The 16,546-nt window shown below is 49.2% G+C and carries 8 protein-coding genes; all 8 read right to left on the bottom strand.

Translation table 11 applies throughout. The annotated features are described in order from the left end of the window. Window positions 1-3: 3 nt before the first annotated feature. Window positions 4-2,385: an accessory Sec system translocase SecA2 gene (secA2, locus tag K4I03_RS08655; protein ID WP_227964710.1), complete on the bottom strand. Its 2,382-nt coding sequence runs from the start codon at window positions 2,383-2,385 to the stop codon at window positions 4-6. Beyond that, window positions 2,378-2,857 (bottom strand): accessory Sec system protein Asp3, encoded by a 480-nt coding sequence (gene asp3, locus K4I03_RS08650; RefSeq protein ID WP_227964708.1) that lies wholly within the window; start codon window positions 2,855-2,857, stop codon window positions 2,378-2,380. The genes secA2 and asp3 overlap by 8 nt, the downstream gene beginning before the upstream one ends. Further along, window positions 2,854-4,383 carry an accessory Sec system protein Asp2 gene (gene asp2 / locus K4I03_RS08645; protein ID WP_227964706.1) on the bottom strand — a complete coding sequence of 510 codons (1,530 nt, stop codon included), beginning with the start codon at window positions 4,381-4,383 and terminating at the stop codon, window positions 2,854-2,856. The genes asp3 and asp2 overlap by 4 nt, the downstream gene beginning before the upstream one ends. Then, a complete protein-coding gene (gene asp1, locus K4I03_RS08640) occupies window positions 4,373-5,953 on the bottom strand; it encodes an accessory Sec system protein Asp1 (RefSeq protein ID WP_227964703.1) in 1,581 nt (526 codons plus the stop codon). Before asp1 ends, asp2 begins: the two co-directional genes overlap by 11 nt. 8 nt (window positions 5,954-5,961) lie before the next feature. Then, the gene (gene secY2, locus K4I03_RS08635) at window positions 5,962-7,185 is read right to left on the bottom strand and encodes an accessory Sec system protein translocase subunit SecY2 (RefSeq protein WP_227964702.1); all 1,224 of its coding nucleotides are present in this window, start codon (window positions 7,183-7,185) and stop codon (window positions 5,962-5,964) included. 32 nt (window positions 7,186-7,217) lie between these two features. Continuing rightward, complete coding sequence (locus K4I03_RS08630; protein WP_227964700.1) at window positions 7,218-8,222, bottom strand: sugar transferase; 1,005 nt, start codon at window positions 8,220-8,222, stop codon at window positions 7,218-7,220. 16 nt (window positions 8,223-8,238) lie between these two features. Continuing rightward, a complete protein-coding gene (locus K4I03_RS08625) occupies window positions 8,239-11,463 on the bottom strand; it encodes an SP_1767 family glycosyltransferase (RefSeq protein ID WP_227964697.1) in 3,225 nt (1,074 codons plus the stop codon). Window positions 11,464-11,809: 346 nt separating this feature from the next. Further along, on the bottom strand, window positions 11,810-16,447 hold the full coding sequence (locus K4I03_RS12695; RefSeq protein WP_457853177.1) for an LPXTG cell wall anchor domain-containing protein: 4,638 nt from the start codon (window positions 16,445-16,447) through the stop codon (window positions 11,810-11,812). Window positions 16,448-16,546 lie beyond the last annotated feature (99 nt).

The raw sequence follows: 16,546 nt of genomic DNA, 5'->3' as shown, positions 1-16,546 counted from the left end.
GTCTTACGGGAAGTACATGATGACTTCTCCTTTAGGGTTGAGTGCCAATTCACTCATCAAAAGATTCTTGACAATCTGCTGTTTCATGCGCTCCTTCATATATTCAAAGCCATCGTAAGCCTCTTGATAATATTCTACCAGAGGATTTTTCATAGAGAAATGCTGACCGCTTAAGGCTGTCTTGAGCTGCTGCAGATAGTCCACCTGCTCGACCCAGTTCTCATCAATAGCCTTGAGAACGGACACTCGCTGAAAATGGGTAAAGAGCTTGTCAGACTTGAGATAGGCTTTCTTTGCCTGTAATTCCTGCTCGGCAATATCCTGCAAGAGCTCTGCAATTTTCTCCGGCGAATAAATATCGAAATCATAAGGAATGCGCTCAGCATGATAGCTGAAATGGTCTAAGATAAAGCGATAGAGGTCAGCCCGCGTCCCATAGGACTGCTCATAGGCCGCCTGATGAATGACCTGACTGAGGACACGGCTGATTTCTTCATCGATCCGCTCCTCAGCTTGAATCAGGCGATTGCGCTCAGCATAGGTAATCTCCCGCTGAATCTTCATACACTGGGCATATTCCAGCGTCATTCGACGGGACATCTTGGCACTGCTTTCGCTGGCTCTCTGAGCCTTAGCCACTAAGCGTCTAAAGCGGCGCTGTCCTAGCTGGACTGGATGCTGCTGAACTTCTTCAGTTGAGTAGTCCTTGTAGAACTTCTTGAGCCAATCTGGCCCCCACTTCCTGAGCAGATCATCCTCTAGCGAGATGAAAAACTTACTAATCCCCGGATCACCTTGGCGACCAGAGCGGCCACGAATCTGTAGGTCAATCCGCTGGTTCTCCATCCGCTCCGTACCAATCACCACGAGACCACCCAAATCTGCGACACCTGGACCCAACTTTATATCCGTACCGCGGCCGGCCATAGATGTAGCCACCGTCACCGCACCTTTCTGCCCAGACTCAGCGATGATTTGCGCCTCACGAGCCGCATTGTTGGCATTGAGCAGATTGTGGGCGATGCCTTCTCTCAGCAGTAGAGATGAGTAAATCTCTGACATCTCCACTGAGCCGGTGAAAATCAAGAGCGGATTGCCTTGGGCATGGTAGTGCTTGACCTCGTCTAGTGAAGCAAAGACTTTTTCTGGCAGGGTCTGATAAAGCTGGTCTGGCAAATCCTGTCGAATAACTGGCTGGTTGGTCGGGATCTTGATGACAGACATGGAGTAAGTCTCCATAAACTCGCTCTCCACCACCTTGCCGGTCCCGGTCATACCAGAGATTTTCCGGAAGAGCCGGAAGAGATTCTGATAAGTGATGGATGCCATGGCACGCGTTTCCTCCGTCAGCTTGACATGCTCCTTAGCCTCAATGGCCTGGTGCTGCCCTCCCTGAAGCCGGGTCATTTCCAGCAGACGGCCGGTTGAACGATCCAGAAGCACAACTTCTGCCTCTTTGTCGCCCTGCCGGACTACATAGTCCTTATCTTTCTTGTAAAGCTTGTGGGCCCGCAAGGCTAGATTGAGATGGCGGACCAACTCTTGATTTTCCTTAGAAAAAAGATGCTCCAAGTCAAGAAAAGACTCCGCCGCAAGAATACCTTTCGATGTCAGCCAGACTTCATTTTTCTCGTCATCGTAGTGGTAATCCTCTTCTTCTTTCAAAGTCGTAATGAAGGTATCCATGATACTATAGAAGTTTGACTGAACTCGAGGCGCTCCAGAGATAACCAAAGGTACCTGAGCGCTATCCAAGAGAATGGAGTCAATCTCGTCTATGATGACATAGTTGAAAGGGCTAAGGTATTGGCTATCCTTATTCTCTGCTAGATTTTCAATCAGATAGTCAAAGCCCAAGGCACTATTGGTCGTATAGACAATATCCGCCTGGTAAATCATCCGCTTCTGCTTGGGCGTCAAATTTCCAGACCCATCAGCTACCACCGCTGCCTCAATAGTCAACCCAAGAAAACGATAGACCTGCCCCATTTCTTGAGCATCCCGCAGAGCCAGATAGGTATTGGTGGTCACCAGCATAGCTCCTTGTCCAGACAGGGCATTGAGATAGAGCGGCATGGTAGCCGTCAGAGTCTTGCCCTCTCCCGTAGCCATCTCAGCGACATTGCCTTCATGGAGAACAATCGCCCCCATGACCTGAACATCGTAGGGGAACATACCCAGCACCCGCTTGTCCGCTTCCCGCACCACAGCATAAGCCTCCGGCAGCAGGTCGTCTAAAGTCTCACCTGCGGCCAGTCTCTCCTTAAATTCCTGAGTTTTCTTCCGCAGCTCAGCATCTGACAAGCCAGCCATTTCTGACTCAAAGCTTTTGACTTTGGCTAAGATTTTCTTTAAGCGCTGAATTTGAAAATGATTTTTAATCATCAGACTCCTCTATGATTTGGTCAATGTTTAGGCAATGAAACTCTAAAGACTCAACTCCTGCACTCAGCAACTGAATCTTATAGCTATAGGCTTCGTTTGGGTAGGTAAAGATCATACTCTCCGAACGCTCCACTTGATTGCTGATTTCTTTCTCATAGCGGTCAAAGAAGATGATTTTCAGAAAGACGCTGGCTTCAGGATAGGTGGTCATATCTCTAGACAGGCAATAGCGAGCTCCCTTTTTGAGCAAGGGGAGAGCAGGCACCTGCCGGTCTCGCTGATAGTTCCATTTGGAAGACCATTCATGGATGGTCTGGCCGGAGGCCATCAGTTTATTTTCAAAAAATATATGTGAAGGGGAATGAATGATAAGGGTAGTTCCATAGAGATAGGTAAAGTCAGTCATTTTACCAGCTGCCGAAACCCCTCTCAGCTCTCCCCAGTATATGCCCTTTCTTTTTTGAATCTTCATTTCTTTCTCCCAAATTCCTTTTCCAATATCATTCGATAGTAATTCATGAACCAAGATATGGCTATAGTGGAGTCATCATTATGGCGTCCAGGGACACCTCTGCTAATCAGCTTGGCCTCAGTCAGATGAAGAGCTGCCACCAGATCCTCATAGGCCGTCGGATCATAGTCTTCTTCTTTCATATAGGCAATACCAAAGGTCGTCCGACTGAAATCAGCCTTCTCAAACTTACGCCAGTAGCGTTGATTCAGCTCCTCTACATGCTCCTTATCTTTGCCACCTGTGTGACGGTGAAGGACATCTAGAGCCGTCGGAAAGACCTTAGGCAGGCGTAAACGACCACGTTGGGCAATAGTCCCTAGATTTCCCAAGGGCTTGGACAAAACGATGGCTCGCGGACGAAACTCCGAACCGTAATAAACCGCACCATAGGTCCCCATTGACATACCCGACAGGATTAGATCCCGCTCAGTAAAGCCCAGAAAGTCCAAATGATCTTGGATAATCTTATGAATGCTGCTCTCCAGCTCCTGGCTGCCCAGATAAAACATACCGCCATCCACGCGCGGATCTGAAAACAAGAGAAAAGGACAGCCCAGACTCCGCATCATCCCAAAGCCCTCGAAGCCTTCCGCCCGACGGTAACCAGAAAAATAAACAGCCAAAGGCGGCTTCAAATCACCCGGATAAAAGAAATAATTAATCTCCTGACGGTGGCTATCGCGAAAAATCTTCCCACCCAGGACGTACTTGCCAAACTCATAGCGGGTTAAGCGCTGATGCAGAGCACCGACCTGAATCTGTCCCTCGCCTCTAGCCTCTAAACTGACTCCCAGATAGGAGGTAAAGTCATTGTCCAGAACCATGGATTCTCGCATGTCCTCTTCTGCGAAAATAGTCTCACGAGCGATATCCGCAGTCGAGCCTTCTTGGATATTATAGAGCCTCAGCCGCAGCTCACAGCTGCCTGACTTTTCATATTCAAGCCAGAGTTCAACTGGATTGAACTTATTGGCAATAATATTGTACTTCCAAGACAGGATTGGCTGAAAGTCCTGACCAAAGTCCCCTTCTAGCTCTAGATTTTCATAGCCATTGTAGCAAATCTTGCCCCGAAATTCAGGGCTAACCACCATATCAAGTGGGGTCATCTTATCCCCATACTGACCAGAAAAGAGAGCCTTGGACAGCTTGCGGACCAGGTCAGCTTGATCGCTCATATCCGTTGGCTGAGCGCAGTGACGCTTGAGGAAGTACTCAATATCCACTTCCTGGGTTTCCTGTTTCTGATCGTAGAAAACTGTATAAGGGACAATCTTGGCCTCAATCATAAACAAATCTGGAATCCGACGCAAATCGTCCACCAGAATCGCATCAAACTTGCCAATCTTATCCATCTCCATGACTTTTTTGATGGCTAGATTGGAGTTGGGAAAGAAATAATACCAGTTCATATTGTCTGGAATAGCAAGCTCCTTGCTCCAGTCGCTTGAGCCAATCTGTAAGATTTTCAGCTTATTTTGCATTCTCAGCCTCCTTGAGCCACTGCTCCCACCGGCCAATCAGCTCCAGACCAGTATTATGATGGATTTTTTCAATAGAATAAATCAAGGCCTGGTTCCAATTTTTCAAACCTTCCAAGAAATAGTCTGCAGCAGTCGGTAGATTAGAGATAGAGTCTAAGATATAGCCATTTTGCAGATGGGTCACATAGTCCGAACCCACCAGATTAATCTGCGGAATCCCGGCAGAAATCCCAGCAATCTGCGTATAGAGATTGGGCTGCTCACTCAGGTCGATGATTAACCGTGTATCGTCAAGCTCCTGAATCAAGCTAAGCTCGTCCGTGATATTCTTAATAGTGAAACGAAGATCCTGCTCCTGATTTTCCAGCAGGGCATTCTCAGCCTGCTCACTGCGGCGGTAGTTCTTGACAAATTCATATTGATTCAGATATTCATCAATGACTTCCTGCACCTTTGTCTCCACCTTTTGGATTCCTTCCTGCCAGGCATTGTAAACACCGATAGTCAGCTCCGTATCCGGATGCTTGGCCACATAGTGAAGAACCTTGAAAACGGCATAGTCATTAAGCCCTTCTTCCAGATTAATCTGATAAAAAATCTTGGATTCGCGGCGGCGTTGGCTCTTGCCCAGCTGCAGACGAGTATCAAAAGGCGACAGGTAGTGCACCTTCTGAGCCTGTCCAGGCAGGTAGCGCTGAATAGCCTTCTTGAAATCTATGCGATCAATCAAGACTAAATCTGCCTGCTGCAAATCTGCTTCTAAAGCTGGCCAATCAACTGTATGATTGCGCTCATGGAAAAAACTGAGAATGATTTGAACATTCTTGGGCAATAAGCGCAAAATAGCTTGAGTGTATAAGGGATGCGCTGCCAGGACGAAGCGGCTGTCCGCTGCTGCATTGCGCTCGATATAGTAGCCCAGCTTCTCCAAGATCAAATCCGGCATGCGGTCATACTCCAGCTTATCAAAGTCCAGTAAGTAAGCAGAATTGACCTCTACCCGGCAGTCGTCAGGCCTCAGATGCTCACGAATCCGCCAGTCACCATCCGGCTGCAGGTAGTCCTGATAAAGGGGCTGACCATCTTCATAATAGGTGATACTGGAGACAAAGCCCCGGTCATCAAAGATATAAAACTTCTCCAGCTGGTCATCCTTGAAAAACTTGATGAAGCTGATAAAGCCTTCTACTCCAAACTCGACATGGGCATAGAGCTGTCCCTGCCTGCGAACCATGATTAGAAAGGGCGTATAGACAAACTCGCAGTCTGACTCCCAGTCCAGATCCTTTATTTGCAAGACCTGCATTTCTTTAGACTGAATCCCCTGAATCTCATCAAAGACCGAGTAATAGTCCGTCTCAAAAATATCCTGCCGATGCAAGAGGTAGCGGGCATGCGGCATATAGGCTGGCAAAAGCAGCTGGACGGGCAGATTTTCACTTTGAAAAATCCGAATCTGATGAATCGAGTCATCAAACTCCAGTCGCTGCATAGAGCGATACCAAGGGACAATATCCCGGTGCCAAACCCGATCCCCACTGCCACTCCATGAAGGAATAAAGTAATACATAGTTTCTCCTACAACAATGAACGATAACGGTCATTAAGCGTCAAGGCATCTACCTCGTCCTTAATAGAAAAGACCATCCCGATAAAAATCATAAAAATCCCCGGAATCATGCTGAGTCGCAAATAGCGAATGTCCAGAAGTACCACTATCATAGGCAGACCAGAAATCAGGATAAGATAGAAAGCTCCCACTAGTGCAAAATAGGTCACCAAACCATTGATATACCGGCGGGTTGCTCCTCCCGGATAAACATTTTCAATATACTCTCCACTCTTTTGCATCCGCTCAGCAATCTGGTCGCCACTGATATTGATAAAGGCGAAGGCCAGTGCCAGGATGAAAATAGTCAGCAGATAGAGGATAAACCAAGCTGGACTTCCCATAGACAGTGCTTCTATCCAATGGTCAATCAACTGGTTGTCCGGCTGAAGAAAGTGGATTATCAAAAGGAAATACTGGGGAATGCTGACCAAGGTCATAGCGTACATAATCGGCATCCCACCAGCAGGATTCAGACGAATATCCAGATAAGAGTATTTCTTGAAACGGTTATGGATATTGATCTTATTGACTGGAATTCGGTACTTAGACCGCTCAACTGTAACAGCCAGATAGAGAAAGACTAGACTGAAAACCAGCATCAAGGCTAGCCAAAGTGAAGAAATCTTCAGCTCCTTGATGGAGTTCCAAATATCCTGTGGAATGTAGGCAATCATGCTGGCCATGACAATCATGATTGAGCCGCCAAGTCCCATGGCAGCATTCAAATCCGTCAGCCAGATGAGAAAGTAAGTCCCAGCCATCAAGACCAAGGTATCTAAGACCATAATCGTAGTCATATCCACCCCACCTGCTTCTTGCAGAGGCAGGTTTAAGACCAGCGCCACGGACTGAATCAAAGCAATGACCAAAGTCAGCAGCATCCGCCGCCTTTCCTGCACTTCCAGAGGGAGCTTACTCAAGCCTAGGCGCTTGGACACAGCAAACATCTGCCAGATCAGCATAGAGGACATCCAAGGAGACAAGCCGACAGAAAAGAGCGACATACTGCGTAGATTTCCCCCCATCAGGGCTGTCGCATAGTTCAAGGTCGTAGAGGTTCCGTCCATGGCAGCTGCCTTACTCATATCGACGAAAGGCAGGGTCAGCTTGGTTCCCAAGACATAGATAAATAAGAAAAATAAGGTCCACAGAAACTTCTTGATAATGACCGGTTTAAAAAATGACTTCACACTGACTCCTCATGACGATGGCTGAAAAAGCTCTAAGATAAGACTTCCATCACCGCATCTACTAAGACTTTCTTGCTAAAATAACCTTCCTTGAGCAGGAAAGAGAACTTTCTAACCCGCTCGACCATAGCCTGATACTCCTCGGCAGTCAGACCTTCTACGATCCGACTGGCCTCTTCCAAGTTGTCTACGACAAATCCCAGACCGCGCTCGCGAATCAGCTCTGCATTGGACAGGTAAGAAGGGACGATGACCGGAATCCCAGCTGCCAGATAGGTGGCAGACTTATGAGAGATATTGAGACCGTAGTATTCCGGCTCGTCTGCTGGATTTTCCTCAACACCCCAGACCAGGCCTAGACCGCCCTTGGACAGCTCCAAGAGCAACTCTGGCCGGCTGACCCAGCCGCGATAGCTGACATTGGCCTCTGGATTTAACTCTTCCTCAGGCGAAAAAATCTCCAGCGGCGTAGCATAAGACCAATTAATCAGATGTGGAAAACGCTCCACACTTCCGGCAAAATAGAGCTTAGGCGCAAACTGAGACTGGTGCAGGGGCAAATCATAGGGATGATCCCACATGCGTTGGACCAAAATCTTGTCCACAGTCAGCCCCTCTGCCACTAGCTTATCCCGCATCTGCTCAGAAGGAACGATGACTACATCTGACTGATTGTACATGTCGATATACTCTGGCATCAGATAGTAGTTTGACGGGAACATCAGCGGCGGCACATCATGGATAAAGGTCACCAGCTTGGCCTGCAAAATCTTCAGCTTGCTGATAAAGGCCTGGTCAAACTCCCGGCCGTTCCAAGTCGGCGACTGATAGATAACCACATCGCCGTAGCCCACACTAGCCATGATGCCGTCCAGACGCCGACTAAGCTCCGACTGGCTGTCGCTGTAAATATCGTAAAAGTAAAAACTCAATTCATTGAAGCCCAGCTGCTTGGCTAGCTTGGTCACATCATTCTGGGCAATCAAGGCCGTACTCTGGCCAGACATACCGTATAGATTGGTAATATTAACTTTCATACTCTTTTTCTAATCTTCATTCCTGAGCCAGATTGGCAACAATCTGACTGTCATAAGCCTGGTCATCTCTAAACTCAATATCCTGATCAAAGTTGTGCTCAGCTGTATGCTTGTGCGACAGCTTGACCTTGTGCCTAGCCCCCATCTGGAACCACTCATACTCTGAGTCAATATGTCCAATATCCAGGGCCCGATAACCTTCCTGAACCAGATCATAGACCAAGACCTTGGCCGTCGGACCCAGCATGGTCAAAATCAGACGATTATCCGCATGCTCTCGAACAGCCTGCTTGATGGCCTCCAGCTTGCTGTAGGCATTGCGCGAAGGACAGATAATCCGCTTGATGGACCTAGCCCCGTCAAAGAGGTCATTGCCCACACCAGAGCGGGAAGTCAAGCCCTCTACAATCAAGAGGTCCTTGTCCTGCCAAAGCTGCTTGAGCTTTGCAAAATAGCCCACAGACGGCGTCTTATCTTCCAAGTCAATATAAGGACGGGAAATAAAGGTCGATCCGTACCAAGGTGCTTGGCAAATATTTTTATATTTCTCAAGAAAATGTGGCAAATGATTTAGACTCCAAAAATTTTGGGCATCAATGGAATAGCGCTCTAGTCCTGTAAAGACATCGGGCAGACAAATCATCAAACGCTCATCGCTCTCCATAGACATAATCCCTCTCAAGCGTGCTGACAGCTCTGGATCGTATTCCTGATAGACGATACCACGACCTGCAATCAAATCCATCTCCCCATCTCCAAAGCGAACTACTGAAGCACCTTTCTCCAAGAGATAATCCAGCGACTGGTCGATAGAGAGTACAGAAATCTGCCGCTCCTCAGGCTCGGCCAATCTTAACTTCTCAATAGCCTGCACCATGACTTCAGGGTTATCAGCTGGAAAGACTTCCTGCCCCTGCTGACCATGGGCTGTGCTATCAAAGGCATAGACTGGCTTGCCAGCAGACTTAAAGCGAGCAATAATATCCCCTACCTCATCACCAGCATTGATATCCAGTAGCAACTGAGACTTGGCTTCCAGCGACTCCAAGAGAGCCGGAATGCCCGCAATATCTGAGCTGACGCTGACATTAGGATACTGGAGCAGACGCGTGATCGGCTCTGCCACCATGACCGGTGCCGCAATGTAGAAATGACAGGCAGGCAAGGCTTGAATCAGATAGTTGATATGCATCAGGTCACAAGAATAGGTGTAGACTAGGCAGGACAGGCTTGAGCTATCTTCCTCTTCCACCATCTTTTGAGTCAGGGCTCCGACTGGCTCGCGCATATCCGACCAATCCAATCCCTGATAGAACCACCAGACCTCACGATAGATGGACTGGGTGTACTCTTTCCAAGGCTTTCGCTCGGTCAGATAGTGAATCACAGGCGGATAGAGACCTTTTTCAGGTTCATAGTCCGAAAAGGTCGTGTGCAGCGTAATACAGTTATAAGCAAAAGGCAGCTCCATCCAGCGATTTTCAAAAAGCATATTGAGAATGCTTTGGTCACCAGACGGTACCTTGTCATGCCATTCATTGGTCAGTTCAATCAAACGTTGGCGAATATTTTCTCGCTTCCAAAGGGCATTATTGATTAATAAGAACCCAGCATTAAAGATATGCTGATGAAAATACACTTGCCCACCCAGATCCTTGACAGCAGCAAGTGGTGCATCTCTAAGTTCTGTTTCAAATAGGGAGCTTAAATCCCGCGTGACAACGATATCGCAATCCAAATACAAAGCCTTGTCTTCCTCAACAAAATCCGCTACAAAATAGCGCAGGAAAACAGTATAACTAATATCTGTTTTAAAATTTGATACCAGTGAAGCAGACACCCGAGCATTGACAATTTGGCAGTCCAGCTTGACCAGCTTTTTTTGTATGCTGACAAACCACTCTGTCGGAAAATCACTGTTGATGACATAAAACTTGATAAAGCGATTGTGGCAGACGATGGACTTAATGGTGGTTAAGACCTGCTCACTATAGGCAGCATTAGCCGCCAGCACCACAGCTCGAAAGGCTTGAGGCTTCTCTTTTTTCATCAGACTGCGCAGCTTTTCCACCATCTCCTGTGGATTTTCATGCGGATAGACCAGCTCTTCGTTTTCATTTTTCTTAGTATTGTCAAAAGCCAGAACTGGCTTGTCAAGCGCCTTGAAACGACGGCTCAGCTGATAGTGCTCGCTTCCATGGTGAATATCCAAATAGACCTGGCACTTATCAATGAGCTCATCCAGCACTGCATGAATAACCTGCGGATAAAGATGGATGTTCTCATACTGATTCAAAGATTGCAGATAAGCTCCCATCTCTGTGTAGCAGGCGATGTGAAAATCAACCCTAGGCAGGGACTGGGCTAAAAACTCTATCTGCTCTAATTCCTGTACATCTGTCAGGAGCATGCAGTTCAGAGCGGCCTGCTCCCAACGGTCCGGCATCTCAAACTCTCCCCGATGATGAGCTAAAATCTCCTCCAGACTCAAGGCCTGAAAGTCCCACCAAAGCTGGCGGTAGCGATAGCTAACTTCCGAGTTCCAAGGCTTGCGAAAGGTCGTATAGTGGATAATCAGAGGTTCCTGATCCAGCTCAAAATGACCATTCCAGCCACTGTAAAAGGCCACCAAGTCATGGCCTACCTGCAGATTGTAAATCTTATCCAAGGGCAGCCAGTCCTGAGCCAGCACATGATTTAAAACCGTCTGATCTCCGTTGAAATCCTCCATTTGGCCAGACTGGACCAAGCTCATGATGCGGTCCGTTTCCTTGATAAAGGTCTCCTGCAGTTGCCTCTCTTTCCAAGCTTGATTATCAATTAGCAGAACGCCAGCATTAAAGCCATAACCTCCGGCATCTCCAACCGCAGCCACAAGCTTGCCTTCTAGAGAAATATCAAATAAAGGCTGCAAATCTCTATTAACCACCAGATCGCTATCCAGATAAAGGACTCGCCCCTCAGCAACAAACTGTGGAATAAAATAGCGAGCATAGGTAGCTGAGCTGATATGGTCCTGAGTCAGCCACTCTGGACTGATCGTCACTTGGTCCAAGCTGATATTGACTAATTCACTGTCCAGCTGCTCGGCCAGCTCATTAAAATCACGGAACCATTCGTCACTCAATCCCTGATTGAAAACATAGATTTTTACATTTTTATTGTAATATAAAATCGACTTAATCGTAGTCGAAACTTGCTCCTGATAGGCCTGATCCCCAACCAAAACAATCGTTTTCATTTCTTCCCTTACTCTTTCATTTCATAAACTCTAAAACATCATTTCTATACTTGATATTATATAAAATATTGTCCAAAAAATCTATATTCTCAAGGATTTTCCTGCAGAATAAAGAACACTTTTTTTCTACTAAATTGTCAAAAAAACAGGAAGTTGTCAAAACTTCCTGTTTCTATTGCCTCTCGGTTTCTTTTTACTAATTCCTAGTCTAGGATTTTAGGAAGCAAGCACCAGAAATTATCAAGTTAATTCCCTTACGACTTACTCTGCCCATCACTTCCACAGCTCACTAACTTAGTGAACTTTTGACGGACTACAAAGATAAACTGATTGGCTCTATTTACTGCTACTCCTCAGAGTCGCTTTTCTTTTTACGTCTCTTGAAGGCCAAGCCCAACGCTCCTAAGCCCAGAGCCAGGATGGAAGCCTTGCTCTCCGTTTCCCCTGTCTGAGGCAGACGACCTCCGGAAATCAGATCCAGCTCAGACTGTCTTGCTGAAGCGGACAGACTTTCAGATGTGCTCTGACTAGCTGACAGACTCGTAGACAGGCTTTCCGATACAGACTGACTGACACGGGCAAGCTCGCTGAGGCTGACTGTCGCTGACAGTGACTCGCTAGTAGAAAGGCTGAGTGAGTAAAATTCCTTCTCATGAACCAGATCCAGCTGACTATGCAAGACTGAGGTGCTGGTGCTCACTGAGGTTAACTCACTGATTGACTGAGAATCGCTAATTGAAGCACTTACTGAAGCGGATTCGCTCGTTGAAGCGGATGCACTGGTGGATGCGGATGTACTTGCTGATACTGATGCACTGGTTGATGCGGACATACTTGCGGATACTGAAGCGCTCGTGGAGGCAGACTTGCTTGCGCTCACTGACGCACTTGTAGACGCGGACGTACTTGCACTCACTGATGCACTCGTCGACGCGGACGTGCTGGCAGATACAGACGCACTGGTTGAGGCTGAGGTACTTGCGCTCACTGACGCACTCGTCGATGCTGAGGTACTTGCGCTCACTGACGCACTCGTCGATGCAGACGTGCTTGCTGATACAGATGCGCTAGTAGATGCGGACGTGCTGGCACTCATAGACGCACTCGTTGAGGCTGACGTGCTTGCTGATACAGACGCACTCGTCGATGCGGACGTACTTGCTGAAACTGACGCGCTGGTTGAAGCTGAGGTACTTGCGCTTACAGACGCACTCGTTGAAGCAGACATACTTGCACTTACTGATGCGCTGGTAGACGCGGACATACTTGCACTTACGGATGCGCTCGTGGACGCTGACGTACTTGCACTTACTGACGCGCTCGTAGATGCCGATGTGCTGGCACTCACTGACGCACTCATCGACGCGGACGTGCTTGCAGACACAGACGCGCTGGTTGAGGCTGACGTGCTGGCACTTACTGAGGCACTCGTGGAGGCTGACGTACTTGCGCTTACGGATGCACTTGTGGACGCTGAAGTACTTGCGGATACTGATGCGCTTGTGGACGCGGACGTGCTGGCACTTACGGACGCACTCGTCGATGCGGACGTACTTGCGCTTACGGATGCGCTCGTTGAGGCGGACGTGCTGGCTGATACAGATGCACTCGTTGATGCAGACGTACTTGCTGAAACGGACGCACTTGTCGACGCGGATGTACTTGCTGAAACTGATGCACTCGTTGATGCGGACGTGCTGGCACTCACTGACGCACTCGTTGATGCTGACGTACTTGCACTTACTGACGCACTCGTTGATGCTGACGTGCTTGCTGATACAGAGGCACTCGTCGACGCTGATGTACTTGCAGATACTGACGCGCTCGTGGACGCGGACGTGCTTGCGCTTACTGAGGCACTTGTTGACGCGGACGTACTTGCAGACACAGACGCGCTAGTAGACGCGGACGTACTTGCACTTACTGACGCACTGGTTGACGCTGATGTACTTGCACTTACTGACGCGCTCGTTGAAGCTGACGTACTTGCGCTGACTGAAGCACTCGTCGACGCTGATGTACTTGCACTCACTGACGCACTCGTCGACGCGGACGTACTTGCACTTACAGATGCACTGGTGGACGCTGATGTACTTGCACTCACTGACGCACTCGTCGACGCGGACGTGCTGGCGGATACAGATGCACTGGTGGACGCAGACGTACTTGCGCTGACTGAAGCACTCGTTGAAGCTGACGTACTTGCGCTGACTGAAGCACTTGTCGATGCCGAGGTGCTTGCGCTGACTGATGCACTCGTCGACGCTGATTCACTTGCACTTACTGACGCACTGGTCGACGCTGATGTACTTGCAGACATAGACGCACTCGTTGAAGCTGATTCACTTGCAGATACAGACGCGCTGGTGGAGGCAGACGTGCTTGCTGAGACTGATGCACTCGTTGAGGCCGATGTACTTGCACTTACTGACGCGCTCGTCGAGGCGGACGTACTTGCGGACACAGACGCACTCGTTGAAGCGGAGGTGCTGGCTGACACTGACGCGCTGGTTGAGGCTGAGGTACTTGCACTTGTGGATGCACTTGTGGACGCAGACGCACTTGCACTTACTGACGCACTTGTGGACGCAGACGTACTTGCGGACACAGACGCACTCGTGGACGCTGACGTACTTGCAGATACTGACGCGCTCGTCGAGGCAGACGTGCTGGCACTTACAGATGCACTCGTTGAGGCGGACGTACTTGCAGATACTGACGCACTGGTTGACGCAGATTCACTTGCAGATACTGACGCACTCGTCGATGCGGACGTACTTGCACTTACTGACGCGCTAGTCGACGCAGACGTGCTTGCACTTGTAGACGCGCTCGTTGAAGCTGACGTACTTGCAGATACTGACGCACTGGTTGACGCAGATTCACTTGCAGATACAGATGCGCTGGTAGACGCTGATGTGCTTGCAGAAACTGATGCACTCGTTGAGGCAGATGTACTTGCAGACACAGACGCGCTTGTGGACGCTGACGTACTTGCACTTACAGACGCACTCGTTGATGCTGACGTACTTGCTGATACGGACGCACTGGTTGACGCAGATTCACTTGCAGATACTGACGCACTGGTTGACGCAGATTCACTTGCAGATACTGACGCACTGGTTGACGCAGATTCACTTGCAGATACAGATGCGCTGGTAGACGCTGATGTGCTTGCAGATACAGATGCGCTGGTAGACGCAGACGTGCTTGCACTTGTAGACGCGCTCGTTGAGGCGGACGTACTTGCAGATACTGACGCACTGGTTGAAGCTGATTCACTTGCAGATACTGACGCACTCGTTGAGGCGGACGTACTTGCAGATACTGACGCACTGGTTGACGCAGATTCACTTGCAGATACTGACGCACTCGTTGAGGCAGATGTACTTGCACTTACCGACGCACTCGTTGAGGCAGATGTACTTGCAGATACAGATGCGCTCGTCGATGCGGACGTACTTGCAGATACTGACGCGCTTGTGGAAGCGGATGTGCTTGCAGATACAGATGCACTCGTCGACGCTGACGTACTTGCAGACACAGACGCGCTGGTCGATGCGGACGTACTTGCACTTACTGACGCGCTAGTCGACGCAGACGTGCTGGCACTTGTAGACGCGCTCGTTGAAGCTGACGTACTTGCACTTACTGACGCACTGGTTGACGCAGATTCACTTGCAGATACAGATGCGCTGGTAGACGCTGATGTGCTTGCAGAAACTGATGCACTCGTCGACGCTGAGGTGCTTGCGCTTACTGATGCACTCGTTGAAGCCGAGATACTTGCGCTCACTGACGCGCTGGTAGACGCGGACGTACTTGCACTTGTAGACGCGCTCGTTGAAGCTGACGTACTTGCAGATACTGACGCACTGGTTGACGCAGATTCACTTGCAGATACTGACGCACTCGTTGAGGCAGATGTACTTGCACTTACCGACGCACTCGTTGAGGCAGATGTACTTGCAGATACAGATGCGCTCGTTGAAGCTGACGTACTTGCAGATACTGACGCACTGGTTGACGCAGATTCACTTGCAGATACAGATGCGCTGGTAGACGCTGATGTGCTTGCAGAAACTGATGCACTCGTTGAGGCAGATGTACTTGCAGACACAGACGCGCTTGTGGACGCTGACGTACTTGCACTTACAGACGCACTCGTTGAGGCTGACGTACTTGCAGATACTGACGCACTGGTTGACGCAGATTCACTTGCAGATACTGACGCACTGGTTGACGCAGATTCACTTGCAGATACAGATGCGCTGGTAGACGCTGATGTGCTTGCAGATACAGATGCGCTGGTAGACGCAGACGTGCTGGCACTTACTGACGCGCTGGTTGACGCAGACRTGCTTGCAGATACTGACGCACTGGTTGACGCAGATTCACTTGCAGATACTGACGCACTCGTTGAGGCAGATGTACTTGCACTTACCGACGCACTCGTTGAGGCAGATGTACTTGCAGATACAGATGCGCTCGTTGAAGCTGACGTACTTGCAGATACTGACGCGCTTGTGGAAGCGGATGTGCTTGCAGATACAGATGCACTCGTTGAGGCTGAGGTGCTTGCAGATACTGACGCACTCGTTGAAGCGGACGTGCTGGCAGACACTGACGCACTTGTGGACGCTGACGTGCTTGCACTTACTGACGCGCTYGTKGAMGCYGATGTACTTGCTGATACTGAAGCGCTAGTCGATGCGGACGTACTTGCTGAGACAGAGGCACTTGTGGACGCTGACGTACTTGCACTTACTGACGCGCTCGTTGAAGCTGATGTACTTGCAGACACAGACGCGCTTGTGGACGCTGACGTGCTTGCACTTACTGACGCGCTCGTTGAAGCTGATGTACTTGCTGATACTGAAGCGCTAGTCGATGCGGACGTACTTGCWGATACTGATGCACTCGTTGAMGCTGACGTACTTGCACTTACTGATGCACTCGTCGACGCGGACGTACTTGCAGACACAGACGCGCTTGTGGACGCTGACGTGCTGGCACTTACTGACGCACTAGTTGACGCGGACGTACTTGCAGAAACTGACGCGCTCGTCGATGCGGACGTGCT

The sequence above is a fragment of the Streptococcus sanguinis genome (assembly GCF_020729725.1).
In the GTDB taxonomy this organism is placed as follows: Bacteria; Bacillota; Bacilli; order Lactobacillales; family Streptococcaceae; genus Streptococcus; species Streptococcus sanguinis_V.
The sequence above is the reverse complement of the archived record's forward strand: the minus strand, read 5'-3'. Positions and strand labels throughout refer to the sequence as shown.

Excerpts from the sequence above, each read along its gene's own strand:
- secA2 (WP_227964710.1), bottom strand. The coding sequence starts at position 2,385 with ATGATTAAAAATCATTTTCAAATTCAGCGCTTAAAGAAAATCTTAGCC.
- asp1 (WP_227964703.1), bottom strand. The coding sequence starts at position 5,953 with ATGTATTACTTTATTCCTTCATGGAGTGGCAGTGGGGATCGGGTTTGG.
- asp3 (WP_227964708.1), bottom strand. The coding sequence starts at position 2,857 with ATGAAGATTCAAAAAAGAAAGGGCATATACTGGGGAGAGCTGAGAGGG.
- K4I03_RS08625 (WP_227964697.1), bottom strand. The coding sequence starts at position 11,463 with ATGAAAACGATTGTTTTGGTTGGGGATCAGGCCTATCAGGAGCAAGTT.
- asp2 (WP_227964706.1), bottom strand. The coding sequence starts at position 4,383 with ATGCAAAATAAGCTGAAAATCTTACAGATTGGCTCAAGCGACTGGAGC.
- K4I03_RS08630 (WP_227964700.1), bottom strand. The coding sequence starts at position 8,222 with ATGAAAGTTAATATTACCAATCTATACGGTATGTCTGGCCAGAGTACG.